This is a genomic window from Pseudomonas arsenicoxydans, assembly GCF_006438915.1.
GTDB lineage: Bacteria > Pseudomonadota > Gammaproteobacteria > Pseudomonadales > Pseudomonadaceae > Aquipseudomonas > Aquipseudomonas arsenicoxydans_A.
Window position 1 is genome coordinate 269,786 of the sequence record NZ_RCZE01000008.1, and the last position, 26,457, is coordinate 296,242.

At 58.4% G+C, this 26,457-nt stretch carries 21 protein-coding genes and 2 pseudogenes; 18 read left to right on the top strand and 5 right to left on the bottom strand.

Annotation, left to right across the window (positions count from 1 at the left end):
• Nucleotides 1-17: 17 nt before the first annotated feature.
• Nucleotides 18-569, bottom strand: a complete 552-nt coding sequence (locus tag EAH78_RS18725) for a DUF2889 domain-containing protein (protein ID WP_140668831.1) — start codon at nucleotides 567-569, stop codon at nucleotides 18-20.
• Between the two features lie 285 nt (nucleotides 570-854).
• On the opposite strand from EAH78_RS18725, the gene EAH78_RS18730 reads away from it, so the two are divergent.
• From EAH78_RS18730 to EAH78_RS18765, 8 genes are all read left to right on the top strand, one after another.
• Nucleotides 855-1,640 carry an enoyl-CoA hydratase/isomerase family protein gene (locus EAH78_RS18730; protein ID WP_140668832.1) on the top strand — a complete coding sequence of 262 codons (786 nt, stop codon included), beginning with the start codon at nucleotides 855-857 and terminating at the stop codon, nucleotides 1,638-1,640.
• 49 nt (nucleotides 1,641-1,689) lie between these two features.
• Nucleotides 1,690-2,931, top strand: a complete 1,242-nt coding sequence (locus EAH78_RS18735; protein WP_140668833.1) for a thiolase family protein — start codon at nucleotides 1,690-1,692, stop codon at nucleotides 2,929-2,931.
• A gap of 61 nt (nucleotides 2,932-2,992) precedes the next feature.
• Nucleotides 2,993-4,150 carry an acyl-CoA dehydrogenase family protein gene (locus tag EAH78_RS18740; protein ID WP_140668834.1) on the top strand — a complete coding sequence of 386 codons (1,158 nt, stop codon included), beginning with the start codon at nucleotides 2,993-2,995 and terminating at the stop codon, nucleotides 4,148-4,150.
• Between the two features lie 67 nt (nucleotides 4,151-4,217).
• The gene (locus tag EAH78_RS18745; protein ID WP_140668835.1) at nucleotides 4,218-4,994 is read left to right on the top strand and encodes an SDR family NAD(P)-dependent oxidoreductase; all 777 of its coding nucleotides are present in this window, start codon (nucleotides 4,218-4,220) and stop codon (nucleotides 4,992-4,994) included.
• Between the two features lie 33 nt (nucleotides 4,995-5,027).
• Entirely contained in the window at nucleotides 5,028-6,614 is a 1,587-nt protein-coding gene (locus EAH78_RS18750; protein ID WP_140668836.1) for a class I adenylate-forming enzyme family protein, read from the top strand.
• A 134-nt stretch (nucleotides 6,615-6,748) separates the two neighbouring features.
• Nucleotides 6,749-8,215 carry a DUF1254 domain-containing protein gene (locus EAH78_RS18755; protein ID WP_140668837.1) on the top strand — a complete coding sequence of 489 codons (1,467 nt, stop codon included), beginning with the start codon at nucleotides 6,749-6,751 and terminating at the stop codon, nucleotides 8,213-8,215.
• 394 nt (nucleotides 8,216-8,609) lie between these two features.
• Complete coding sequence (locus tag EAH78_RS18760; protein WP_140668838.1) at nucleotides 8,610-10,124, top strand: aldehyde dehydrogenase family protein; 1,515 nt, start codon at nucleotides 8,610-8,612, stop codon at nucleotides 10,122-10,124.
• Nucleotides 10,125-10,166: 42 nt separating this feature from the next.
• Nucleotides 10,167-11,354, top strand: a complete 1,188-nt coding sequence (locus EAH78_RS18765; protein WP_161599691.1) for an iron-containing alcohol dehydrogenase — start codon at nucleotides 10,167-10,169, stop codon at nucleotides 11,352-11,354.
• A gap of 176 nt (nucleotides 11,355-11,530) precedes the next feature.
• Here the strand turns inward: EAH78_RS18765 and EAH78_RS18770 are convergent, their stop codons facing one another.
• On the bottom strand, nucleotides 11,531-12,307 hold the full coding sequence (locus EAH78_RS18770) for an enoyl-CoA hydratase/isomerase family protein (RefSeq protein WP_140668840.1): 777 nt from the start codon (nucleotides 12,305-12,307) through the stop codon (nucleotides 11,531-11,533).
• Between the two features lie 272 nt (nucleotides 12,308-12,579).
• Between EAH78_RS18770 and EAH78_RS18775 the strand changes: the two genes are divergently transcribed.
• Nucleotides 12,580-13,635, top strand: coding sequence for an AraC family transcriptional regulator (locus tag EAH78_RS18775; RefSeq protein WP_140668841.1), 1,056 nt, complete (start codon nucleotides 12,580-12,582; stop codon nucleotides 13,633-13,635).
• Nucleotides 13,636-13,667: 32 nt separating this feature from the next.
• Here EAH78_RS18775 and EAH78_RS18780 read toward each other — a convergent pair.
• Together EAH78_RS18780 and EAH78_RS18785 are read right to left on the bottom strand one after the other, a co-directional pair.
• Nucleotides 13,668-13,829: pseudogene (locus tag EAH78_RS18780) on the bottom strand (alkyl sulfatase C-terminal domain-containing protein); the annotation flags it as partial.
• Between the two features lie 216 nt (nucleotides 13,830-14,045).
• Nucleotides 14,046-14,699: a TetR/AcrR family transcriptional regulator gene (locus EAH78_RS18785; RefSeq protein WP_140668842.1), complete on the bottom strand. Its 654-nt coding sequence runs from the start codon at nucleotides 14,697-14,699 to the stop codon at nucleotides 14,046-14,048.
• 511 nt (nucleotides 14,700-15,210) lie between these two features.
• Here EAH78_RS18785 and EAH78_RS18790 point away from each other — a divergent pair.
• The 5 genes from EAH78_RS18790 (at nucleotide 15,211) to EAH78_RS18810 (ending at nucleotide 20,649) form a co-directional block, all read left to right on the top strand.
• Nucleotides 15,211-16,689, top strand: a complete 1,479-nt coding sequence (locus tag EAH78_RS18790) for a flavin monoamine oxidase family protein (RefSeq protein WP_140668843.1) — start codon at nucleotides 15,211-15,213, stop codon at nucleotides 16,687-16,689.
• A 16-nt stretch (nucleotides 16,690-16,705) separates the two neighbouring features.
• Nucleotides 16,706-17,404: a c-type cytochrome gene (locus tag EAH78_RS18795; RefSeq protein ID WP_140668844.1), complete on the top strand. Its 699-nt coding sequence runs from the start codon at nucleotides 16,706-16,708 to the stop codon at nucleotides 17,402-17,404.
• Nucleotides 17,394-18,386, top strand: a complete 993-nt coding sequence (locus EAH78_RS18800) for an alpha/beta fold hydrolase (protein ID WP_161599692.1) — start codon at nucleotides 17,394-17,396, stop codon at nucleotides 18,384-18,386. Before EAH78_RS18795 ends, EAH78_RS18800 begins: the two co-directional genes overlap by 11 nt.
• 21 nt (nucleotides 18,387-18,407) lie before the next feature.
• Nucleotides 18,408-19,127 carry a hypothetical protein gene (locus tag EAH78_RS18805; RefSeq protein ID WP_140668846.1) on the top strand — a complete coding sequence of 240 codons (720 nt, stop codon included), beginning with the start codon at nucleotides 18,408-18,410 and terminating at the stop codon, nucleotides 19,125-19,127.
• Nucleotides 19,128-19,200: 73 nt separating this feature from the next.
• Complete coding sequence (locus EAH78_RS18810; RefSeq protein WP_140668847.1) at nucleotides 19,201-20,649, top strand: arylsulfatase; 1,449 nt, start codon at nucleotides 19,201-19,203, stop codon at nucleotides 20,647-20,649.
• 248 nt (nucleotides 20,650-20,897) lie between these two features.
• Here EAH78_RS18810 and EAH78_RS33135 read toward each other — a convergent pair whose 3' ends face one another.
• The gene (locus EAH78_RS33135; protein WP_345789802.1) at nucleotides 20,898-20,990 is read right to left on the bottom strand and encodes a DUF3604 domain-containing protein; all 93 of its coding nucleotides are present in this window, start codon (nucleotides 20,988-20,990) and stop codon (nucleotides 20,898-20,900) included.
• Between the two features lie 72 nt (nucleotides 20,991-21,062).
• Between EAH78_RS33135 and EAH78_RS18825 the strand changes: the two genes are divergently transcribed.
• The 4 genes and pseudogenes from EAH78_RS18825 to EAH78_RS18845 all read left to right on the top strand — a co-directional run bounded on the left by EAH78_RS18825 (nucleotide 21,063) and on the right by EAH78_RS18845 (nucleotide 26,341).
• A complete protein-coding gene (locus tag EAH78_RS18825; protein WP_240051898.1) occupies nucleotides 21,063-21,731 on the top strand; it encodes a hypothetical protein in 669 nt (222 codons plus the stop codon).
• A gap of 675 nt (nucleotides 21,732-22,406) precedes the next feature.
• Nucleotides 22,407-23,096 (top strand): annotated as a pseudogene (locus tag EAH78_RS18835) (peptidyl-prolyl cis-trans isomerase); the annotation flags it as partial.
• Complete coding sequence (locus EAH78_RS18840) at nucleotides 23,096-24,094, top strand: HupE/UreJ family protein (RefSeq protein WP_140668868.1); 999 nt, start codon at nucleotides 23,096-23,098, stop codon at nucleotides 24,092-24,094. The pseudogene EAH78_RS18835 and the gene EAH78_RS18840, both read left to right, overlap by 1 nt.
• 21 nt (nucleotides 24,095-24,115) lie before the next feature.
• Nucleotides 24,116-26,341 carry a DUF3604 domain-containing protein gene (locus tag EAH78_RS18845; RefSeq protein WP_140668850.1) on the top strand — a complete coding sequence of 742 codons (2,226 nt, stop codon included), beginning with the start codon at nucleotides 24,116-24,118 and terminating at the stop codon, nucleotides 26,339-26,341.
• Nucleotides 26,342-26,457: the final 116 nt, after the last annotated feature.

The following is a 26,457-nucleotide window of genomic DNA, read 5'->3' on the forward strand; positions in this document are numbered from 1 at the left end:
GCAAATGCCGTGACAGATTATTTTTTCAGCAACTCTGCAATGGAACCGTCTTCGCGCAAGGCGTGACAGGTATTGAGCAGTCTACCGGTGGCGCGGCGGTAAGCCTCGGTATCGGCAGCGGTGCGCGGCGCAACCATGGCGCGCCCCATGGGGATGGTCTGAAACGCCGTGGTGGCGATGGGCAGCAATAGCTCTGTCAGATGCACACAGCCACCAACCCCGCCGAATAGCTCCTTGATTCGCCGCGAAAAGCCGGCGCCAATGCGCTCCCCCAACAATTTGTCGTAAGCCGACATGGCGCCACGGCACTCGCTGGTCGGCACCTGGGTCATGTCGACCTGCACTTCGCGCACTATGAAGTCATCGTCCAGGGCCAAGCGGATGAACATGCCGTGATAGGTCTGCCCCGCCACCAGCTCGCGCCCTTCGACCAGCGTCACTGGATGAGTCTTGCTATCGGACAGCCGCCCTTCGATATCCCACAGACCATCTGCTCGCAGATACCCCAGACACTGGACCTCGCGCCGGTGAATCAGTCGGCGCCCCTGCTCATCGACATCGTCAGTCATGTTTGAACTCCTGATAGTGAAGAGCGCCAGTTGCGCATTGTTGTTGAAAAGGACTCACGATGGTGCGGATGAGCGGGCTCGTGCGCCGGTCATCTCGCCCCTATCACCGGTCCCCTGCGTAACGCACAAATCCTGCGCGTTTTTTTTGCCTGCCTTCCAGTCACCAATTGGACCACCGCTAGCATTGCAATGACCTGCACCACCATCAAGGCCATTCTTACTATCGACTCATCCACTGCGAACCACTCGGCGCCCGATGCCGCTAACAAAAAAAGGTGAGTTGTCATGAGTGAAGATATTTTGCTGTACGAGATCGCGGGTTCGGTTGCGCGCCTTACGCTCAACCGCCCCAAGGCCATGAACGCACTGAACCTCGCGATCCTGGCCGAACTCGAACGGCGTCTGGACGAGATCGCCCGCGATGACGAGTTGCGGGTAGTCATCCTCACCGGTGCAGGGCCTGCCTTCTGCGCCGGTGCCGATCTGAAGGAAATCCTCGCCGGTAGCAGCCTGGCAGCCGGTGAAGCGGACTTCCTTGACCGCGCCAGTGTGGTCTTCGACCAACTGCGCAACTTCCCGAAGCCAGTCATCGCCGCCCTTAACGGTGTGACCATGGGTGGCGGCCTGGAGCTGGCGATGTGTGCCGACATGATCGTCGCAGCGCACAGCGCGACCCTCGCCGATGCCCACGCCAACTTCGGCGTGTACCCGGGTGCCGGTGGCGCTGCGGTATTGCCGCGCCTGATCCCTTTGAATATGGCGATGTACCTGCTGATGACCGGCAAATCGCTTTCGGCCGCCGAGATGAAAGGCTACGGCCTGGTTTGCGAAGTCCACGCCGATTCCGAACTGGCCGATGGCGCCTTGGCCTTGGCCGCGCAGATCGCGAAGAAGAGCCCGATTGCTCTGCGCCGCATGAAGGAAGTGGCACGCAGCTCAGCCGACAAGACCCGCGACGACGCCTTGCTGCATGAACAGGTCATGTTGCGCAAACACCTGCGCACCGCCGACTTCCAGGAAGGCCTGCAGGCCTTTGCCGAGAAACGCGCAGCCCAATTCAAGGGCCGCTGAGCCCGGCTCGCCCATTGGGCTTTCCACGCGATCGATACAGGAACAAACGATGAACGATATTTATGTAGTGGGCGTCGGCATGACCGCTTTCGGCCGTTTGCTCGAGCGCAGTGTGTACGACATGGTCGATGAGGCTGTGGGCCTGGCATTGAAGGATGCCGGCGCCAGCGCCAGCGACATCGGCTCGGCGTACTACAGCACCTTGACCAACGGCATGTTGCAGGGCCAGACCGCTATTCCCGGGCCGATCGCCATGCGCCGCCTCGGCGTTGAAGGTGTACCGGTGTTCACCGTGGAGAACGCCTGTGCTTCGGGTTCCTCGGCATTCAACCTGGCGACCCTGGCGCTGCGCGCCGGCCAATGCGACATCGCTCTGGCCGTCGGCGCGGAAAAAATGAACGTCCCCGACAAGGCCAAGATGTTCGCCGTGTTCGATGGCGGCTGGGATATCACCACCGTGGAGCAGAACAAAAATACTCTGCTGGCCATGGGCGAAGGCATCGTGCCGCCGCCGGGCACGGTTTCCGAACGCCCATACAGCGTATTCATGGACGTGTATGCCGCCATCTGCCGCAACCACATGCTGCGCTATGGTACGACCCAGCGGCAGATCGCAGCGGTCGCCGCGAAAAACCACCAGCATTCGGTATACAACCCCCTGGCCCAGTTCCAGCAGGCCTTCAGCATCGACGAAGTATTGGCCTCCCCGCCCATCTGCTACCCGCTGACCACACTTATGTGCTCGCCGATCAGTGACGGTGCGGCGGCCGTGGTGCTGTGCAACGCCGACGGCCTGAAGCGCTTGAAGGGGGCTGGCGGACGCGCGATTCGCGTACTGGCCAGCGTTGTGCAGACCGGCACCTCGCGCGGGCTGGACGAGCCAGAAAAAATCGTCGCCCACCTTGCGGCGCAGAAAGCCTACGCCCAGGCGGGTGTCGATCCGTCCGATGTCAGCGTCGCGGAGGTCCATGACGCCTCGGCCATTGGCGAAATCCTTAATGCTGAATCGCTGATGCTGGTGCCTTTCGGCGAAGGCGGCCCGGCGGCCGAACGTGGTGACTTCACCGTGGGCGGCAAGATCCCGATCAACCCGTCCGGAGGCCTGGAATCCAAGGGCCACCCAATCGGTGCTACTGGCCTTGGCCAGATCCACGAACTGGTCACGCAATTGCGCGGCGAAGCCGGCAAACGCCAGGTCGAAGGCGCGCGCATTGCCATCCAGGAAAACGGTGGTGGTCTGTACGGCATCGAAGAAGCCGTAGTCGCCGTGACCATCCTCGCCAAACACTAAATCCTGTCACTGCCCCCCGTCACCGGGGCCCAGTCAACAAGAACAGTGAAGGAAAAACATCATGGGACATGTCATGCGTACCCCGGAGCAGGTTGAAGCCGTTGAAAGCTTCCGCCGTTTCCTGGCCGACAAGATCGACCCGGTATTCAACAAGGAATACCGCGACAAATTCATCCCGCGCGAGAAGATGGCCGAGGTCATGCGCCAACTCACCGAGTTCGGCATGATCTCGGGCGCGGTCGGCGAAGCCAACGGTGGCCTGGGCCTCGACTGGCCGACCATGATCATGCTCTTCGAAGAAGTCGCCGCTTGTTCGGTCGACCTGTCGACGCCTGTGCTGATCAATTCCTTCGGCGCACAGCTACTGGAAAAACTGGCGCCGGACCAGCTGCGCGAGCGCTACCTGCCGGGCCTGATTAGCGGCGACCTGTTTGTCAGCATGGGTATCTCGGAACCGGACGTCGGCTCCAACGTACTGGAGATCAAAACCCGCGCCCGCCGCGAGGGTGACGACTTCATCATCAATGGTGAAAAGACCTGGATCAGCAACGGCTCCTACTCCGACTTCCTGATCTGCACCTGTCGCACCGGCGATGACCCACGCAAGGGACTGACCCACTTTTTACTCGACCGCAAAGAACATCCGTACGAAGTCCGCGACATCCACAAGATCGCCTTGAACAGCCAGTCGACCGCGCAAATTTTCCTCAACGATGTTCGTGTACCCGTCAGCAACATTATCGGCAAGGAAGGCGAGGCGTTGAAAAACACCCTGTCGCTCTTCGAGCGCTCGCGGGTATTCGTCGCGGCCCAGGGCTTGGGGATCGGCCGCCGCGCGCTGGAAGAAGCCGTACGTTATGCCAAGGAGCGCAAGCAACACGGCAAGGTGATCGCCGGCCACCAATTGATCAGCGCCATGCTCGCGGAAATGGCCACCAACGTGGATGCGGCGCGCCTGCTGACCTACCGCGCCGCCGAGATGATCGGTGCTGGTATTCCGGCGGAAATGGAAGCGGCCATGGCCAAGTACTTCGCCTGTGAAGCCGCTGTCACCATCGCCCGCCAAGCGGTACAGATCCATGGCGGCGCGGGCGTGACTACCGACTTCCTGGTCGAGAAGCTGGCCCGTGAAGCCATCGTCATACCGATCCCGGAAGGCACCTCGCAGATCCAGCAACTGATTATCGGCCGCGCCCTGACCGGGGTTAACGCGTTCTGATCAAGCATTGCTTTAACACCTGAAAACAAGACTCGGCTCCCCAGAGCCAAACAACAAGGGACACACTATGCGTATTCAAGACAAAGTCATCGTGATCACCGGCGGCGCTTCGGGCCTGGGCCTGGCGACCGCACATTACCTGGCCGGCGAGAAAGCCGGTCGCGTGGCAATTTTCGACCTCAACATCGAAGCCGGGGAAAAGGCCGTGGCCGACATTGGCGCCGAGCGGGCGATGTTCGTGCAAACCGATGTCAGCGATGAAAACTCGGTGCAAAACGCGGTCGACGCGGTAATGGCGAAATTCGGTGCGATCCACGTTTGCATCAACGGTGCTGCGTTACCCACTGGCTTCAAGGTACTGGGCAAGGAAGGCAAGGCTTCGCCACTGGCTCGCTTCGCCCAAGCCACCGCAATCAACCTCAATGGCGTGTTCAACGTCATGTCTAAATGCGCTGAGCAAATGGCTAAAAATGAGGCAGAAGCCGGTGAAGAGCGTGGCGTAGTAATTAACGTGTCTTCCGGCGCCGCTTATGAAGGCCAGGTCGGTCAGTGCGCCTACTCCGCCACCAAGGCCGGTGTGATCGGTATGAACATGCCGGCGGCCCGCGAACTCGGTGCCATTGGCGTACGCGTCAACGCCATTGCTCCCGGCCTGTTCCTGACCACAATGGTCGCAGCGCTGGACGAGAAGGTCTTGAACTCGTTGAAAGAGCAAATGGAATCGCCCAAGCGCCTGGGAGACACCCGCGAATTCGCCCATTGCTGCGCCTTTCTGATCGAAAACGCCTACGTCAATGGCGAGACCATCCGCCTCGATGCCGCTTCGCGCATGCGCGCCAAATAAGCCAAGGCTCCCGAACAAAAAGAGCAGCCAAACATGAAGATGAATTTTTCTCGAGTCATGCGCCTGATCGCATTGCGAAATCGCGACCAGGAGGCCATCGTCAATGTCGAGCGCAACCGACGCTTCACTTACGAGCAATACCACCTGCTGACCAATCGCATCGCCGACGTTTTGCGCAGCACGCTGCAGATCGGCAAGGGTGACCACTTCATGCTGATTCTGGAGAATGACAATCTCAGCCTGATGCTGTTTCCCACCACCTTCAAGCAGGAAGGCACGGTGGTGATGACCAACCTGCGCGACCCGCTGGAAGAGCACGCGCGACAACTGGATCTGGTCAAGCCCAAGGTGGTGTTCCTCGAAACCCGGCTGCTGGACAGTTACTACGACACGCTGCGCAGCCGCGGTTGCGCGATTGTGCTGATGGACCCACCTTTTACCGAGCAAGCAGCACGCCCTGGCGTGCACTGCTTCTGGACGCTAGTAGAAGCCGCTTCGGATCTTGATAACGACGTTGAACTCGATACCGATGAACACATTTGCGTGTTGCGCTTCACCGGTGGCACTACCGGCAAGGGCAAGTGCGCGATGTATTCCATCGACAACTGGATGGCGTGCCGCGACGCAGGCTTTATCAACACTGACCTGGCGATCTCCAATGCAACGCGTTTACTGCATGTCTCGCCGCTATCCCATGGCACCCTGATGCTGTTCTTTCCGACGCTTTACGCCGGTGGCACCAACATCACCATGAACCAGTTGGATATGGAGCGCTGGCGCCAGGAAGTCGAACAGGAACGGGTCACCCATTCGTTCCTCGTGCCAACCGTCCTCTATCGCCTGCTGGAAATGCAGCGAGCTGCCCCCAAGGACTTCTCGTCCCTGACCACATTGATTTACGGTGCGGCGCCGATGAGCCCGGACAAACTCGGTGAACTGGTCGAGTGTTTCGGGCAGATTTTCGTCCAGGGTTATGCCGCCACGGAAACGCCAATGTTCATTGCCGTGCTGGACAAGGCTGCGCATCAGCCCGGAGATGCCGAAGCACTACAGCACCTGTCCTCTGCCGGCCGTGCTACGCCGGGGGTCGAAGTGTTTATCGCGGACCAGGACGGCAAGCCTCTACCCATGGGTGAAACCGGCGAAATCCGCATCCGCTGCAAAGCAGTGATCAAGGGTTACTTCGGCAACCCGCAGGCTACGGCGGACGAATTCGAAGACGGCGCCTGGAAATCCGGCGATCTGGGTTACATCGACGCCGATGGCTATCTCTACATCGTTGACCGGCTCAAAGACATGATCATCAGCGGCGGTTTCAACGTCTATGCGGTGGAGGTTGAAGCAAGTCTGGCGGCCCACCCGGCGGTGCTGATGGCGGCGGTGGTCGGTATCCCCCACCCCGAATGGGGCGAGGCCGTTCACGCCGAAGTGGTACTGCGCAGTGGCGCCACCGTTACCGAGCAAGAGTTGATTGCCCAAGCCAAAAACAGGCTCGGCAGTTACAAGGCGCCGAAGTCGCTGATTTTTGTCGACGAACTACCCACATCGGTGGTCGGCAAAGTGCTGCGCAGGCAAGTGAAGGAAAAGTACTGGCAAGGCTTCGCACGCAAGATCAGTTGAAAAAATGCCCGGACTGGTTCTGTTGCTGAACAGCATATTCCGGGCACCTGCAACAGGAGAACAACCGGCTTGAGCTCGTCTGCGTCAATTCCGATGAGCCTGCTAATCTTCCGAATGCATAATTGGAGACATCGATGGACAGCATTCACAAGCAATACTTGGCCGCCACGCTCGCATGCGCGCTGACTGCAACAACTGTATGCGCACAGACCATTGACTCCCGCATTGGCAAGCTCGACTTCGAGCTGGGCGTGCCGACGCAGCAGACTGCCACCAAGCTGTATGACGAAATGGATTTTCAGCGTGCCGTGCAGTGCTACCTGTGGGGATTGCCAATCGTCGGCGTCGAGCAGAACCGACAGGGGCTGGTGCATGACACGGGCGCAAAGAGCGGCGACCTCGCCATTTACGATGACTACCGCAGCAAGAGCACGATCCTCGCGGGCAATAACAACACCCCTTACTACTACGGCTTCATCGACCTCTCCGAAAAGGGCCCGACGGTGTTGGATTTCCCGCCAGGTCCGAGCGCCGGTGCCGTGATCGACTGGTGGGAGCGTCCCCTCACAGACGTGGGATTGCCCAGCGCAGAACAAGGGCGGGGCGGGAAATATCTTTTCCTCGGCCCCGGACAGGAAGCGCCTAAGGGTTCCGAGGGCTATCGTGTCTTCAGATCGCCCACGTTCAAGACGGAAATTTTCTTCCGAACGCTGCAAACCGACCCGGCGCAGGCCAAAGCGTTTGTAGACGCCGTGCACATCTATCCCTGGAGCGAGCGTGATAATAACCCGCCCCCTGCCCGTCTCCTTACACCCAAGGCAGACGGCGCGCTGCTCAGTCAGATGATTCCCCGCGGAACGGCCTATTGGGAGCGGCTTTCCCAAGCCCTCGCGGGCGAGCCGGGTGAGGACCGCGACCGCTATTTCATGGCGATGCTCAAGCCGCTTGGCATCGAAAGTGGCAAGCCCTTCGCTCCCGACGCGCGGCAAAAAATGATTCTCGAGCAAGCGGCAACGGTAGGCGAAGCCATGGCCAAGACCATGGACTTCCGCGGTCGACTCCCGGGCATCCGATACCGGCCTGACGCGACGTGGGAGTATGTGATCCCGCCTTCATACAACGTGCAGCAAGACGTGGAGAACTCCACGCAGTTCGATGAGCGGATCGCTCTCTATTACTCAGCCTGGGGCATGTCCAACGGCTCGGTTTCCAAGACGCCGGGCGTCGGTCAGGTCTACCTTGCTTCCTTCGTGGACAAAGAAGGGCAGCCGTTCGATGGCGCCAAGTCCTACACCCTGCGCGTGCCACCCAACCCACCCGCGCAACGGTTCTGGTCAGTGACCGTTTACGACATCGACACCCGCACGCTCATCCAGAACCCGGCGCAAAAGCCCGACCGCGTCTCGACAGACGGTCTGGATACGAATGCCGATGGCTCTGTGGATATCTATTTCAGTCCAACTTCACCGAAAGGCCATGAGAAGAACTGGATTCAAACCGTGCCGGGTAAAGCGTGGTTTCCATTCTTGCGTCTCTACGGCCCGCTGGAACCCTACTACGACCGTTCGTTTGCACTGCCGGACATTGAGAAAGTGAAATGATCGTACTGGCCGACAAAGTACCGCGCGGGCCAGTAAAGAAAAAATACCGGCAATGCTCTGTGCGCAAGATCAGTTAAAAAGGTGCCCGGACATATCCGTTGCTTGACGGCATATTTCGGGCACCTGCTTTCATCGCAAAAGGTTGTACAGCGGGCTTCACCTTCCACTCGCGGAGGGTAGCAACAACAGTTGCGCCATAAATCGCCTGAAGCACGCAAGCCGGTTATTACACCGACCAACGATCCAGCCCATTTGACCGGCCCCTTCCCCCCGCTGCGCCATACACTAAATCTCGACCAATCCGGCATCGCCAGCGTACCTGCAACAGCTGAACAACCGGCTTGAACCCGGCTGCGGTACGGCAGCTTCAGAGACCAACAAAAAGGAAGAGACTATGGCAATTCCCAGACTGGATCACTTTATCGACGGGGCACTGGTGGCGCCGAACGGTGGTGAATATATGGATGTGGAAAACCCGGCGACGGGTGAGGTGATCGCCGAAGTCGCGTGCGGTACCGAGTACGACCTCAACCTTGCCGTTGCGGCAGCGCAGCGCGCCCTCGACAATCCAGACTGGCGTGACATGACACCCACGGATCGTTCGGTAGTGCTGAACCAATTCGTCGACGTCATTCAGCAGAATGCGCAGGAACTGGCCTATCTGGAAGCCATCAGTTCTGGCGGCACTCTCAGTCGTATCAGCAAACTGGATTTCCTGCTGATCATCGACAGCATCATGACCATGGCCGACCTGGTCAAAACCTACCCGTTCACCCAGAGCCTGCCAGCCAGAGCCGTACCAGAGCTGACGGACGTCAAGGTAGTGAAGGAACCCATCGGCGTCTGCGGCCTGATTCCAGCCTGGAACTTGCCGATGGTGCTGTTCATGAACAAGCTGCTGCCAGCTTTGGCCGCTGGGAATACGGTGGTTGTCAAACCGTCCGAGCTCACGCCGCATACGTCAGTACGCCTGGCGCAGCTGCTTGCCCCGCTGTTACCGCCGGGCGTGCTCAACGTCGTCAATGGCGTGGGTGGGGTGGTGGGTGAAGCCATGACCCTGCATCCGGGTATCAGCAAGATCTCCTTCACCGGTTCTACTGCTGTCGGTAAGCGCATCCTGGTTAACGCAGCCGCGAGCCTCAAGCGCGTGACCCTGGAGCTGGGTGGCAAGGGCGCAGCCATTGTCACCGCCGATGCAGATCTGAATGCAGTGGCCCATGGTGCCCTGTACGGGGTGTTGCTGCACTCGGGCCAAGGCTGCGAGTCGGGCACTCGCCTGCTGGTCCATGAAAGCATTTACGAACCTTTGCTGGAAAAACTTGCGCACATCGCCGGGGGCTTGCAGATAGGCGACCCAATGAATCCGGACACCCAGATCGGGCCAATGTGCCATGCCGCTCATGGCCAGAAAGTGTTGGGTTATATCCATTCGGCACTGGAGCAAGGTGCGCGCCTGGTATGCGGCGGTGAACGTGTCAGAGTCCTTGGCTGCGAGGGCGGATTCTTTATCGCACCGACCATTCTGGCCGACTGTAACAACCAGATGAGCGCAGTACGCGAAGAAATCTTCGGCCCCGTCCTGGCAGTTATCAAATACCGCGATGAAGCCGAAGCCATTGCCATCGCCAATGACTCCGACTATGGCCTTTCGGCAGGCATCTGGACCGGCGATGTACTGGCCGCACAAAAGATCGCCCGTCGCTTGCAAGCCGGTTCAGTCTGGATCAATGACTGGCACATGCTGCGCACCGATGTGCCGTTTGGTGGCTACAAACAAAGTGGCCAGGGCCGTGAAATGGGTATCGCCGGGCTGGAGTCATACCTTGAGACCAAGGCCATTACGACCGCCTTCCAGCGTGACCCGGCCAAGAAAACCCTGACTTACGGCATTGTGCACACGTTCGATTAATGCGCCCCGAAACCTGGCCCCACAAGAATCATGAGGAATGGTATGTCTACTGGATATTTTGAGTTCTGGGCGCGCACGCGAGTCCACTGTGCCGTTGGTGTAACGGTCCGTCTGCCCGCTCTGCTGGCGTCACTGGGCGCCAAACGTGTGCTGCTGCTGAGTGACAAAGGGCTTGAAAAAAATGGCCTGGTCGAAACGGTGGCCAGCGTCCTGCGCGAAGCGGCAGCCGGTAATCAACTGAAACTGGCTGGGGTTTATACCGACGTGTCCCCCGTCGCGGGCAGCAACAGTGTGAATGCGGCCACGCGCTACGCGCGTGAAGTCGGCGCCGATGCGATCGTGGCTCTGGGCGGCGGCGCCATGGACGTGGCCAAAGGTGTGAAATTCGCCCTCGCCCATGATCTGGAAGATATCTGTGATGCGCTGGCCGCAGGTATGCGTTTGGAGTCTGCAGGCAAGCCGATGGGCATCGCTCACATCAGCATCCCGACCACTGCAGGTACCGGCTCTGAAATGACCAATGGCGCGCTTATCATCAATGACAACACCGGCGTCAAGGCATTGCTGGTGGCGCCTTATCTGGAGTCCGACATTGCCTTGCTCGACGCGCACCTGACCGTCGGCTTGCCTCCATCCATTACCGCCGATAACGGTATGAGTGCCCTGACTCATGCCCTTGAGGTTCTGGTCAATAGCGCCAGTAACCCCTTCACCAATGGTCTGGCACTGAGCGCCATCGAGCTGATTTTGAAAGCCCTGCCGGTTGCCGTACATGACGGGCGCAACCTGCAAGCGCGTGAAGAGATGCTACAGGCCGCAAACATGGCGTGTCTGTCAGTAGCCAATTCCGTATTGTCGGCCCCGGTGCAAAACTGCTCCCGTGCACTTGAAGGGCTGTATCAAATCCCTCACGGCCGAGCCAACGGCGTGTTGCTGCCTGTGGTGATGGAAGAACTGCTCGACTACTACCTGCCCTTTTCCAGCCAGTTGGCCAAGGCCTTTTCGATCCCCGATGGAGAACCGGAGCCCACGCTGCGCAAGGTCATTGCCCGCATCAAACAGCTCCAGCAGGAAGTCGGCCGGCCGACAGACTTTGCCGAGTTCAAGATTGCGCTCGATGATATGGAGCGTATTGTCATGGCGGTCGCCTGCGACCCGGTGGCCCTGCTCCATCACATCTCACCGGAAAAGATCGCAGCCATTGCCACCCGCGTCATCGGCAATCATTGATCCGCAGCGCTGACGTTTGATTTGGGGGCACGCAAGGTGCCTCCAAACCTCAACTGAAAACGCTGCCCGTTCATGATCGCTGGCGATGTAAGTTGTGCTATCGGCATGGGCATCAACCGATGGGGGCTTGCAACGAGAAAGAGCCCATACCAGTCGGTGGCTAGTGGGTGTCGATGTCAGTGGAATTTGGAGAAGTCGGGACGACGCTTTTCTAGAAAGGCTGCGACTGCCTCCTGCAGTTCACCATGGTTCAACGAGGCTACGAGCGCTGCACCTTCACTGGCAATGGCCTTGGCTAAACCCTCTTGTTGTGCTTCGCGTAACAGGCGTTTGCTCGTTTGCACTGATGTCGGAGCGAGTGCCGCCAACTGCTCGGCCCATTGCCGGGCCAAGGCCAATTGTTCTCCGGCAGGAACGACTTCATTCACAAAGCCAGCGCGCTGCGCTTTGTGCGCATCGAAAAGCTTGCCGAGCAGAAGCAGTTCATTCGCCAGCTTCGATCCCGCTGCGCGGGGTAGCAGGTAGCTCGATGCCAATTCGGGTACCGCACCGAGACTGGTGAATGGCAAGCGAAATTGTGCATCGGCGGCGGCCACCACCAGGTCGCAATGCAACAGCAAGGTGGCGCCGCCACCTATAGCTTTGCCGTGCACTGCCGCCACAATTGGCTTGGGGAAATTCGCCAGGCAATCGATCAGGTTCGCCAGTGGTGAGCCAGTAAAATACTGATTCAGAACGCTGGTGCGCATGCCCAGAAAGTTCGCGCCGGCACAAAACGCCGAGCCACGAGCTGAGAGCAATATGGCGCGCACTGCACGGTCGTCAATCGAGTGACGCAGGATTGCTTCCAACGACTGTAACCAGCGGTCATCCATGGTGTTAAGGCCGTCTTCGGAGGTAAATACCAGATGCAGCACGCCGTTGGCCACATTGGATTCAAAGTTTTCGCTCATATTCGCTCCCGCTGCTTTTGTTATTCATTGAGTTTTTGGCGTTACCGAACCAGTGAGGGTCGATCAGTAAGCAACACGCAGCATCAAGGTTTGGCGATTGCCGATTGAGAGACCAGTGTAGGGAGCTGACACAGGCTGAACCTGTCAATATGATTCAATCGTCGGTCAGTAATACGGGGTTGCTATTACGGCAATAAGAGGTTCCGCCGGGGGATTGACCGTATGACCCCCGAAGGTGAGTATCCACATTCGCATCTCGTACAGGCAGGATCATGTCAGGTTTGAAAACCGGTACACCGGGCGATGGTGTTGAATCGCCATTGTGCGAAGACGCGCAGCAGCCCAGCAACATCGGCAGCTACGCCTTGGCAATCGCTAAAGCGTTGGAAGCAAGCCATGTTGACAGCGTACGGATCTTTCGAGCTGTGGGAATACCGGCGAATTTGTCCATCGACCCGATGACCCGACTGTCTACAACCACCATGACCCGGCTATACCGAGCCTGTGTGGACGTAACCAACAATCCGTATTTCGGCCTGACCGTCGCCAAATTCCTCCAGCTTCCCCACCTCCACGCGCTGGGCTATTCGTTGGCCGCCAGCGGCTCATTGATGGATTTCTGTCGGCGTTTGGAGCGCTACTTCCGCTTGGTCACGCAGGCAGCCAAGGTCAGCCTCACTGAAGTCGATGACGAGGTCTTGCTACGATTTGAGTATTTGGTGGAGTTCTGTGGCGAGAGGGAGGACGCATTTTTTGGTTTTATGGTGCGGACCATGCGTCTGCTATACAGGCCTGAGTTCAACCCGCTGCGGGTTGAGCTTCATCGGCCGATGCCACATGAGGGCGCCGAACCCTACGAAGTTTTGTTCTGCGCGCCGGTGAGCTTTTCACAGGTGTCTGGTCTGCTGGTTTTTGATAAGGCCGACCTACTGCAGAATCTCTCCGGCTCCTGCCCGGAACTGGCGCAAGCCAGTGACAGTATTGTCATCAGCTACCTGGCCCGCCTGGATAAAAACGACGTGATCACCGGCGTGACACAGAAGATCATCGAGTTTCTACCCAATGGCAAGTGCAGCAGGGACAAGGTGGCGAGCGCGCTTTGCATGAGCCCGGCCGTGCTGCAGCGCAAGCTGTCGGAACGTGGTACGACTTTCCAGCAGCTACTGGATAACACCCGCAAGGAGCTCGCTTGTAATTATCTCCGCCAGGCCTCGCGCCCGGTGACGGAAATCACTTTTCTGCTCGGTTTCAACGATACCAGCAACTTCACTCGGGCTTTCAAAAGCTGGACCGGATTATCGCCGACGGATTTTCGCCGGCAGCCCTGAATTGGCAGCATTGGCTCACCGCCAATATCGCTGAAGGTCCAGTTGATGACGATATGCTGACCTTCAGCCTTGGACCCATTCAGGCGCACGCCGAGCAGGTCGAAGATGTTCTCGATGGACAGTGCACGAATGGTATCCGGGCTGGCCAAGCGTAGGGATTGCGATACTTTCTTGCCGCCACTGCGCAACTCCATCACACCCGCCAGAGAAGCATTGCGCTCAACAGCTGATTCGGCTTGGTAGCCGCGTTGCTACTGCTTTCAGCGCTGTCAGGCACCGCTATTGCCTCCCAGCCATGGGGGCCGCCAAAAAGCATTCTCCCCTGGCTCTGGCTTGAACCGGGCTACGCACCCAAGGCCTACCGTGCAAGCCTTCCGGCTGAAGACGATTACTAGCGCCGCCGGCCGTCACTACTCACCCTGTTTAGAACTGGGCATTACAACTACCGCATACAAGCGCGAGTGCACCATCGCCAAGAAGTCGTTGATGGCCTGGTTATGCAAAGAAACAGGTAGCGATAGAGCGGCTTCGTATGCCGGCACGCAAAGCGTTGCCGCCATCCGCATAGAGACGTAGATGGCATTTTCGTCAGTATCCGGAGCCAGTGCCATAAAGCGATCGCTGAACAAGCGGGCATTGCGCGCCGTATCTTCGTCGTCAATCTTGCGCAGGGTCGGTAAATAGCGGGTCGCCGCCCACAGGCCGCGGATGACTGGCGTGGAACGGTAAGTCTGAAAACCCAGTTCGATTGTTTGCAGAGCCGCTTCAATAAGCGCCTCCGGGGTTTGTGCGCGAGCGAGGATATCGGCGGTGCTGCGATCGAACTCGGCCATTAGGCGTGAAATCAGCTCGGCAAGAATGGCTTCCACGGAAGAGAAGTAGTGATAAATCGAGGAGTGGGTAATGCCAGCGCGCGCAGCGATCTTGACCATAGTCAGATCCTCGTAGCCCCCTTCGGCCACTACAACCTCGGTAGCGGCGAGAATTGCGTCAATGCGATCGAGCGCGCGCTGCTGCTGTGGCGCGCGCTTGATCGGCAGCGCTGACTTTTCGGAATTGTCCATATTTCTCTCTTGTTCTCCTGGAACCGGCTAATAGCGCGTGCATGGTAACCGCTTCACCCGGAGGTGTTTGGGTGGCCGGGTTTTACCTTCGGCCATGGTGATCCCGGTGTGCGCAATTCTGGCATCGCCTTATGGAAAGGGACACTGCTGATAGCCCTCAGACATAATTTGACACGCTGTCAGATATTATTTTACAGTCTGTCAAATTGTGGCGCAAACACAGGGTCAACGCTCCTGAACAATAATTTCAATGGGAGGAAACGCATGAATTGTCACCCCGAAAACCCCCATACAAGGTTGGCGGCGACTGGCTGTAAGCAACGACTATCACCTTCCGACCTGCAGCTATTCCACGCCACTGCGCGCACGGCCCGTCTGAACCTCACTCACCGCTTCGCCGAGCAATGACCAACCGATGCTGTTCAGTCATGAAGGTGTGCTGAAGCAGTTTTTCTCCGTGGCCATTGGCCTGGCTCCACAGAAGTCAAATTAAACGAGGGCGGATCAGTCGATGGACGAAAAACAAAAACGGGTGGCAAGCGACGCCCCACCGAGTGGCGCAAATCTGAGTCGACGCGGCTTTCTCGGCGCAGCGGCAGGTGCCGTGGCAGTGGCCGCCATGCCAAGCGAAGCGGCTGCACTCAGAACGAACAGCGATGATGTACTCGACGTCGTCATCGTCGGTGCCGGGCTCGCCGGCCTCACCGCTGCCCGCGACCTGCGCCGCGCCGGTTGCGAATCTTTCCTCGTGCTAGAAGCGAGTGATCGCGTCGGTGGTCGCACCCTCAACCACGATCTGGGGAACGGCTATATCTCCGAAGCCGGTGGCCAGTTTATCGGCCCTGGCCAGACCGCTGTCGCCGATCTGGCACGCGAGTTGGGCATCGCGACCTTCCCGACTTACTACCAGGGCAAAACAGTGTTTCTGGCTGGCGAGGGACGCGTTGCGATGGACCTTGAGGGCACGTTCGGCACTGACATGAAAATCGCCGAGCAGCTCAATGAGTTGGCGCGAGGCGTACCGTCCGGTGCGCCTTGGCAGGCGGAACGTGCGGCTGAGCTGGACGCCATGTCACTTGGCGACTGGCTGGTGAAACAGAATCTCAAACCGGAAGACCGGATCGGCTGGAGCATTGGCTCCTTGCTGTCGGGCGGAGCGATGCCAGCCAAGATGGGCTTCCTGCATTTTCTGTCGATGATCAACTCGGCCAATAGCAGCTACGAACAACTGGACTCAATCAAGGATAGCGCGCAGGAAACACGCTTCGTCGGCGGCTCGCAGATTTTGAGCCAGAAGATGGCGCAAGCGCTGGAGGGGAAAGTGCGACTGTCGGCCCCGGTCCGCCAGATCAGCGACTGGGATCAATCCGTGGTCAGCCTGCACACGGACAACGGTACGGTACGAGCACGGCGTGTGATCGTGGCGCTGACGCCGGCGCTGTGTAATCAGGTCCATTTCGATCCCCCCCTCCCCGCTCTGCGACACGAATTGCAACGGCGCTGGCCCGCCCACACTCCGGGACGCAAGGTGACACTCGTTTACGCCAAACCCTTCTGGCGTGAGCAGGGCTACAACGGACATGTCATTCAAGCCAATGGACCGTTGCTTTGGGCGTTCGACAACTCACCGCCCGATGGCTCCATCGGGGTGATCAATACCTTTGTTACCCAGTCCATGCTGGCGTCCGAGCCAGCGCGTGCACAAGCTCAATTGACAGACATTCTCGCCCAAGCGCTGGGCGATCACGCGCGCCATTGCACGCAGTTTTACGATCACGACTGGGGGCAGGATCCCTGGACCATCAGTTGCGTTTCAGCCATCGCCCCGGGCTTCTGGACTCGCTACGGCGCGGCGCTGCATCCAGCGGTGGGCAAGTTGATCTGGTCGGGCACCGAAACCGCCGATATCTGGGCGGGCTACATGGACGGTGCCGTGCGCTCGGGTCATCGCGCCGCGCTCCAGGCATTGCAAGCCTTGCGGCAAGTTTGATCAGGGGATCGCCGAAATGAAACAGATACGTCAAAAACAGAGTGGAATACGTCGGTGGTTCGCCATCAGCGGGCTTGTTTTACTGGGGGGGCTGGTATTGGCAGGCATCAGCTATGGACCACAAGTGTTGGGGTACTACCGTTTCAGTGAGGCCGTAGAAACGACGAGCCGGGAAAGTGCAGCCAGCGGTGGCCCCTGGCCGCAGCTTAATGAGGCTTGCATGCTTTGCCATGGCTACAACGGCAACACGGTAACTCAGCTGTACCCGCGTCTGGCGGGTCAACCGGCGGCCTATCTGGCGCAACAGCTGAGGGCCTTTGCTGAAGGCCAGCGTACCAACCCCATCATGTCTCCACTGGCGATGAGCCTCTCGGCCGATGACATCACCGGTCTCGCCGCCTATTTTGCCGCCCAGACCGTCTCCCCTAACGCTGCGTTTTCAGCCGATCCAGTGCGCCTGAAAAAGGGTGAACGGCTGGTCACGACGGGAAATTGTGCGGCCTGTCACGGTGCAGAGTTAACGGGTCAAGCTGCGTTTCCACGTCTCGCCGGGCAAGGGTACGACTACCTGGTTAAACAATTGGCGGATTTCAAGCACGGCAGCCGCAAGTCCATGGGTGATGCAATGGCGTTCACCGCCACGCTTTCGGACGAAGACATCAAGAACATCGCTAGCTACCTGGCCAGTTACCGAGGTGATGCACATGCACAATGATCGGCGTGAATTTCTCAAAACAGCCAGCCTGCTGGCGCTGACAACAACGCTGGGTAGCCTCTCGGCTCAGGTCATAGCGGCACCGACGAATGTTCCTGCAAGTCAGCCAGTTGCTGCGCCTTTGGGTGTGCGCGGCAGTGTGCCCGGCAAAAAAATCGAACTGAACGGCGTGCGCTACCACGTCGGCGACCAGGGTACCGGCGACAAGGTCGTACTGTTGCTGCACGGCATGCCCGACAGCTCAAGCGCCTGGGACTATCAGGTGCCCGCGCTGGTGCAGGCCGGTTACCGGGTCATCGTTCCGGACATGCTCGGATATGGCGAAACCGAAAAACCGCAGGACTCGCAGCGCTATGGCCTGGCAATGATCGTCGGCGACATGATCGCCCTGCTGGACGCTCTCGGCCTGAAACAAGTAGACCTGATTGGCCATGACTGGGGCGCCGCGACCAGTTGGGAACTGGTACTCAATTTTCCCGAGCGCTTCCGTCGGCACGCGGCACTCTCGGTTGGGCATCCAGACCAGATGATGTTCATGAACACCGTCGCCGAAGTGGAAGGCAGTTGGTACATGTACCTCAACACCCAGCCAGCCGCTGCGGCGCTCTATGCAGCCAATGACGGTGCCTTTTTCAAGAAATTCATCATGCCCACCCATCCTGAGATCGACGAGGTCTGGTCGCGCATGAAGGATCCCGAGGCCATGAACGGCATGTTGAATTGGGACCGGGCCAATCCCATGGCCGCAGCTTATCTGGCGGCCGTTAATAGCGACGCGGTCCCGCGCAAATGCAGTGTGCCAACACTGGGTTTGTGGAGCAGTGGCGATACCTATTTATGGGAGTCTCAGGTGAAGCTGAGTTCAAGATTCATGTCTGCTCCCTGGCGTTACGGACGCATTGAAGGCGCCTCGCACTGGATGATGCTGGACCGTGCGCAGCAGGTGAACACGCTATTGCTGGATTGGTTCAAAACCGTCTGACTTCCGATCAAGGGATGAAAAATGTACGCAGTTAAATTAGGAAAGATTCACTTGTTGCATGCAGCCGATGGCCGTCGTTTAGTTGGCTGGGTCGCCATCATTGGCGCGCTACTGGGTTGGATAAATGTCGGCTTGTATATCGCGGCAACCGGTGGTGATTTTTCGGTGGTGTTCAAGCCCGAAGTCTTTCTGGCGCTACCATCGCAGGCTCACAATTATTTTCACTCAGCGATGGTGTTGGACACGCTGGGTTTTTATCTGCCATTTCTAATAGTTGGCGGCTACCTCGGAGCACTGCTGCGCAACGAGCACGGCACCGTAATCGACATGGCCACGCTGTGCATTGTCATTTACGTGGTGATGGGAATTGCGGGCGCGTCCATTCTGTTCGCTACGGTGTCGCCGCTGGCCGCCATGCATTCCGCTGGTGACCCGTTAAGCAAGGCCGCCAGTGAAGCGGCATGGCTGGTGGTTGCAAATGCAACCCAGCACGGCTTGTGGGTGATGGAGGGGCCGGTGATGGCTTTTTGGGGGCTGACCATCGGCTCGGCCATGCGTGCGTCGCAAATGCCCTACGGGCGCCTGCTGATGGCAGTCGGCGTCTGCTATGCCGGTGGCTTTGTCGCCGGCGTGTTGGGGCTATCGCAACTGGCAGAAGTGATCCAGATGGTCTTCATTGTGCTGCTGCCATTGTGGGCATTGCTGACCGGCGTGGCGCTATTGCGCCAGCGCGTGTGCTGAATGAGGGTGCGACAAAATTGAAATGGATGTCATCCCATCTTGAATTCATCTGCAGCACATCTGGAGAGAAACAATGCACCGCAATTGGCTATCGTTATTCTTGATCGCACTGATGGGCTCAGCGCATGCCCAAGACAGACCCAACGTCGTGGTGATGCTGGCCGACAACGTTGGCTACGGTGACATTGGCGCCTATGGCGCGGGGGAGATTCGCGGTATGCCAACCCCGAACATCGATCAGCTCGCCAGCGAAGGCCTGCGTTTTACCCAGTTCCTGGTTGAACCAGGTTGCACGCCCTCTCGGGCGGCGCTGCAAACCGGACGTTATTCACCCCGTGCAGGTCTTGGCAGCATCATCGTCGGCGGTACGCCGAACACGCTCCAGGCCAGTGAAGTGACACTGGGAGAATTGTTCAAGAGCCAAGGTTATGCGACAAGCTATGTCGGCAAGTGGCATCTGGGTGCAAGCGAGCAGAGTTGGCCAACCCGTCAGGGCTATGACCAGTTCCGGGTCGGCGTTATCGAAACGACCGATGGCACTCTGTATCGCGACAGCATGCAGCGCACCGGACTGCCTGAAGCGCTCATCGCCGCGTCCGAGCCCGGTATCTGGGAATCAGAGGCAAACGGCAACCTGAAGAAGATACGGCCCTACACGTTGGATTACCGTCGCCAGGTAGAGGGTGACATCGCCACTGTGGCCGTGGACTACATCGGACAGCAGGCCAAGGCGAAGGAACCGTTCTTCCTGTTCGTCGGCTGGACGAACACCCACTACCCTTCGCTGGTCTCGCCAGAATTTGTCGGCAAGTCGCGCAGTGGCCCGTATGGCGATGCGATCATGGAACTCGACCACCGCACTGGCCAGGTGTTGGACGCCATCAAAACTGCCGGCATCGAAGACAACACCATCGTGCTTTGGATATCTGACAATGGAGCCTCACCGACGGAGGGACCTGCCGAGTCCCGCGGCGGTTTCAATGGCCCGTTCCGGGGCGAGGTCGGCGACGCACTGGAAGGTTCTTTACGGGTGCCTGGCATGATCAAGTGGCCGGGCAAGATCGCACCACGCGCGAGTAATTCGATGGTCTCTATACATGACTTCTTCCCGACCCTGGCGAAAATAATCGGCGCGGATATCCCAAAGGATCGTCCTATCGATGGGGTGGACCAGAGCGATTTTTTCACCGGCAAGCAAGCGAACTCCAAGCGCGATAGCTTAATCACCTTCATCGGTGACGAGATCGTTGCCGTGCGCTGGCGACAGTTCCGCATCTATCCCAAGCAATTCGTCAGCTCGGCGGGCAATCCGTCAATGGCCGGTGGCGCTGGGTACCGTGCCGAACTGGCGGGCTATCCATCCATTTTCAATATCGAGCAAGATCCGCGTGAGGAGGTCAATACGACTGCCGTCAACGGCTGGGTGATTGCTCCTTACCTGAAGCTGATCGGTGAGTATCTAAGGTCACTAGAGCAATACCCGAATCCAAAAGCAGTCAAATTGACTGAATTTAACCGATGATGAGCGGGCTGTTGTGCGTTTAAGCGTACAGCAGCCCGCCTTAATGCACCCCTAACTGACGCTTCAGATCCGGCAATCGCTTTTCCTGCGGCACAACCTTTTCCAGACGATTGAATTATCCATGATCATCGGTCAACCACCGACGACCGTTTCCGCGATGCCCCTGACCTCGCGGATCTCGGTCAGTGCCTCATTCCACATACGTGTTTTGGCCCATGCAGCATCAAAGGGGCGCTGCGGTCGACGTTTTACGGAAACATCATGCCGTTGCTGAGGCTGGCATTGTGAGGAATCGCCAGCACCTGATTGCCTTGTTCGCGACGACTATGCAATCCGCTCACACACTTGAGCTTAGCGTCCCCCCGGCGAAATTCCGAAAAGCTCGGCAACCATGGCCGAAGTGCTCAAGCAATATGGCTACAGCACCGCTGCTTTTGGCAAATGGCACAACACGCCGCCGATGGGCACCACGGCCGCCGGCAGAGTTCAACGTCCAGGCCAAGGCCAATTATGTCTACCCGATTGGTGCGGATCTGTACCCGTTCCTCAATCCGGCCGCACGGATAGCCACCACGCAGCACGAGTGGCACTTCAGCGATCGCATCAAGCGCTTCCCTGAGTTCGCCGCACCGAACCTGCGTAGCCAGAACAGCAAAGTAGTCGTCGACGCCGAAGTTCCAGCCGGCGCCAGTGGCGTGCTGTATGCGTTGGGCGGTATTGGTGGTGGGGTCAGCTTGTATATGGATGACGGCTTCCTGGTTTACGAATACAACGACCTGGCCATTGCTCGCGTCAAACTCCGGTCCACCGAACGAGTACCCGCCGGTAAAGTCAGCATCGAAGTGCTCACTACGATGTCGTCAGCCAAACTCGGTGCACCCGCCAACTTGAGCTTGCTGCTTAACGGGAAGGAAATTGCCAAAGGCGTGACGCCGTTTACACCGGCCCTGACCTTCACTGCCAGCGAAACCTTCGACGTAGCTGAGGACCTGGGTTCTCCCGTCACCCTCGACTACTTCGACCGCGCGCCTTTCGCCTTCAACGGCAAGGTCAACGATGTTCACGTGACCTACATGCCTTAGTGTCACCGCCGCCCGGTTATACGGGCGGCGCTTTTGCCTTAAGCCGATTTCGACTAGGCCTTAGTGCCTATCGTGATAAGCCTTGATGGAAAGTTTTGCGTTAACGGCAATACTCCAGTTCGCATCGAATCTGTTCGATTTAAGCGTGGGGCAATAAGTCATGACCTTAACGGTTACTGAAACAACATCCAGATTCTCTTTAATTAAACGCTGCCTTCGAGAACCGCTACTGCACTTCCTGATTGCTGGCTTTGGACTGTTTGTCCTCTACGGTGGCTTGCACAGCTCAGCGATCAATCAGGACCCTCAACGTATCGAAATAACCCCGGACGATATTCAGCGGATCGAAATCTCCTGGCTGGCGCGCTGGCAACGGCCGCCGACCGATCAACAGCTTCAAGGGATGCTCGATGATTATGTGAAGGAGGAGATCCTCTACCGCGAAGCATTGAAGCTCGGGCTCGAAAAAGACGACACCATCATTCGCCGGCGACTGGCGCAAAAGATGGACTTTCTCGCAGAGGACGTAGCGTCACTTCGTGAACCCGCCCCCGGCGTCCTTGAGGCCTGGTACAACCAGCATCAAGACCAATATGCCCCGCCGCCGCTGGCGACCTTCCATCACTTATTCTTCGCCTCGGACAAACGCGGTATTGACGCGCAAGCGCAGGCTCNCCGCCGACCGATCAACAGCTTCAAGGGATGCTCGATGATTATGTGAAGGAGGAGATCCTCTAYCGCGAAGCATTGAAGCTCGGGCTCGAAAAAGACGACACCATCATTCGCCGGCGACTGGCGCAAAAGATGGACTTTCTCGCAGAGGACGTAGCGTCACTTCGTGAACCCGCCCCCGGCGTCCTTGAGGCCTGGTACAACCAGCATCAAGACCAATATGCCCCGCCGCCGCTGGCGACCTTCCATCACTTATTCTTCGCCTCGGACAAACGCGGTATTGACGCGCAAGCGCAGGCTCAAGCCGCGCTCGCCACACTGACGGATAAAAACAGCGGCCAAGGTGATGCCTTCCTGTTTAAAGATACGTATGCCGAGCAATCGCAGGATCAAATCGCGCGGAATTTTGGTTCAAAATTCGCSATTGCCTTGTTCCAACAAACACCAGGCCATTGGGTCGGACCTGTGGAATCGGGTTTTGGCTGGCACCTGGTGTGGATGGATGCGCTGACCAAGCCCGCGCCGCCACCGTTCGAGACCGTCGCACAGCAGGTCAAATCCGACTGGCTCTCCGAACAGCGTACCGAATCGAAACGTCTGAATTTCGATGCRCTCAAAGCACGCTACCAAGTCGTGGTGATGATGCCGGCCGCTGTTAGCGGGATCGCWGCGACTCAAACGGAGCAGCCATGATGGGACGTACGATCTGGCTCCTGTTGTTGGTTTTATTCATGGGGCAAGCAGCCTTGGCCCACGATGYCCGCCCCGCTTATATGGAGATCAACGAAACCGCTGCTGGGCGCTACGACGTGTTGTGGCGCACGCCGGTGTTGTCCGGCATGCGATTGCCTATCGCGCTACGGTTTTCTGAAGGCGTGAAAAACGTCGTTGAACCGGTGGAAAGCGAACTCAACGACTCGCTGATCGAGCGTCGGGTAATCGAGGCCGGCCCCGCAGGACTGGTGGGCAAACGCATTGAGTTCGTTGGCCTGCAAGCGAGCATCACCGATGTGCTGGTACGCGTCTCGCGGCTGGACGGAACGGTGTCGACCACCCTCGTGCAACCCAACCAACCGTGGCTAGACATTGTCGCCACGCCCGGCGCGTTCTCGGTGGCCGGTGCGTTTCTGGTCCATGGTATCGAGCACATCCTCGGTGGTTTCGACCACCTGATGTTTGTTTTTGGCTTGATGCTACTGGTGCGCAACGGCTGGATGCTGCTCAAGACCATCACCGCGTTCACCGTTGCCCACTCCATYACCYTGGCGCTCGCAGCRCTGGGCGCCGTGCACCTTCCCGGTCCTCCCGTGGARGCSACCATTGCCCTGAGCATTCTGTTGCTGGCGGTTGAAATTGCCCGCAAGAATCGTGGAGAACCCAGCTTTACCGCGCAATGGCCATGGGTGGTGGCCTTCTGTTTTGGCTTGCTGCACGGCTTTGGCTTTGCCGGTGCACTGGCGGAAATCGGCTTGCCGCAACGTGACCTGCCCTTGGCGCTGTTCACCTTCAACGTCGGCGTCGAGATCGGCCAGCTGATGTTTGTCGCCGGGGTGCTGAGCCTGCGCGCGGTGTTACTGCGTTGTCGCCTGCCCAAGCCTGCGCTCCTGTATGCCCAGCCGATAGCGTCCTATGCGCTGGGTACGCTGGCCGCTTTCTGGTTTTTCGAGCGAGTCTCGACTTTTTGGTCCTGAGCTGTTTCGGAGATGTGAAACATGAAAACCAATAATCACTTCACCACAMCATYGCTGTTCAGCTACGCCTTGCTCGCTCTCGCCGTTAGCACGCAGGCATTGGCGGACGGTAACCCGGATCGCGACGTCTTCTTTGGCCAGACGCACTCACACACGTCATGGTCGATTGATGCCTACCTGATCGGCAAYCACCTGGTCGGRCCGGAAGAAGCTTACAAATATTCATTGGGCATGCCGGTCATGCACCCGATGGGGTTTGAAGTGCAATTGCGCGGCCGACCGCTGGATTTCCACGGGGTCACTGATCACTCGGAATATGTCGGGGTGATCGCCCTGGCGAATGATCCCAAGTCGGACTTCAGCAAACTCCCCATTGCCAAAAAACTGATCGCCAAAACCCCCGAGGATTTCAACCGGATCTTCAAATGGATTGCCGGCAGTATCAGTGGCAAACCCATTGAAGAGCTGATCGATCCGAAGGTGGCGGGTGGCATCTGGCAACAAACCATTGCCATTGCCGACAAATACTACAAGCCCGGCAAGTTCACGACCTTCGTCGCTTATGAATGGACCTCGGCCCCTCACAATCAAAACATGCACCGCAACGTGTTTTTCCGCGATTCGAAAAAGGTCCCCGCCCTGCCCTTTACGGCGCTTGACTCGAACAAGCCGGAGGATCTCTGGGGCTGGATGGACGATCAGCGCAAACAAGGCAACGAGGTGCTGGCGATCTCGCACAACGCCAACCTCAGCAACGGCATCATGTTTCCGGTCGACGTCGATGACCGTGGCCGGCCCATCGATGCCGCCTGGGCTGAAACACGGATGCGCAACGAGTCCTTGACCGAGATCCACCAGGTCAAAGGCACCTCGGAAACCTACCCAGACCTTTCGCCGAATGATGAATTTGCCAACTACGAAATCATGAGTTTCCTGATAGGCCTCGACAACAGCACGTCCAAAATCAATGGCAGTTACGTGCGCCAGGCCTGGCAAAACGGGATGGCCTTGCAAGAAGCCAAGGGCTTCAACCCCTACAAGATGGGCGTAGTCGCCGCCAGCGACTCCCACAACGGGGTAATTCCGTACGCGCAGAACAACAACTTCGGCTCCCACGGCTTTACCGACAACACCCCTGAGCTACGCCTTTCCGGCAAGAAGAACTCGGGCATGGCTGCTTTACAAACCAGCACCTCCGGCCTGGCCGGGGTCTGGGCGGAAGAAAACACCCGTGAGTCGATCTTTGATGCGATGAAACGCAAAGAAGTGTATGGCACCAGCGGCGTGCGCATTCCCGTGCGCCTGTTTGGCGGCTGGGGCTTCGACAGTACGTTGTGGAACGAGAAAGACTGGGTGCATGCCGCCTACGCCAAGGGGGTATCCATGGGCGGCGACTTGCCGGCAAAACCGGGCAAAGAGGCGCCGAGCTTCGTGGTGTGGGCAGTCAAGGATGCCGACGACGGCAACCTCGACCGGATCCAGATCATCAAGGGATGGACCAAAAACGGGCAGACCTTCGAGAAGATCTACGACGTGGCCTGGTCTGGTGATCGTCAGCCGGACCCGGCCACAGGCAAAGTGCCGGCGGTGGGCTCCACGGTCGACATTTCCAAGGCCACTTACACCAACACCATTGGTGCCACCGAGCTGAAAAAAGTATGGGTCGACCCGGATTTCGATCCGGCCCAGCACGCGTTCTACTACGCCCGCGCGCTACAGATCCCAACACCCCGCTGGAGCACCTACGACGCGGCCAAGTTGCAAGTGCCGCCGCCTGCCGATGTCTCGGCCACTGTGCAGGAACGCGCCTGGACCTCGCCAATCTGGTACTCGCCGAACGCCGAGGACGGCAAATTGACGGTGCGTGGTAAAACCATTGACGACCTCAAAACCGAAGGCGCCAAGGCGCTCACCAACGAACAGTTGCAAGCCTACGTGGTGGGTAAAACGATCAAGGTGCGTAACACCGTCACCGGCCAGACCTTTGAAATTGTCTACGGCAACGACGGCCAGCGCTCGGTGATCAGTGTCGACGGCAAACCGCCTTCAGACGGTGAATACCTGATCATGCTGCACGGCGGCCAGTTCGGCGTTCCGGCCAGCTACGAAATCAAGGACGGGCATCTGGTGACGACCCTCGGCGGCTCACCCTTCGAGGCCACCGTCTTCGAGCAAAACGGCAAATACGTGGCGGCTCGCAGCAGTGAGTTCGGCTACGTGAACTATGAGGTCGAGGAGGTCAACTAATGGTGAGGCTGACGCCGATGGATATGCATTGGCATGACCCCATTGGCAAGCTGATAAATGCGTAATGCTCGCGCAGGCGGGCTAATACATCGACTGGAGTACATCAATGGATGTGA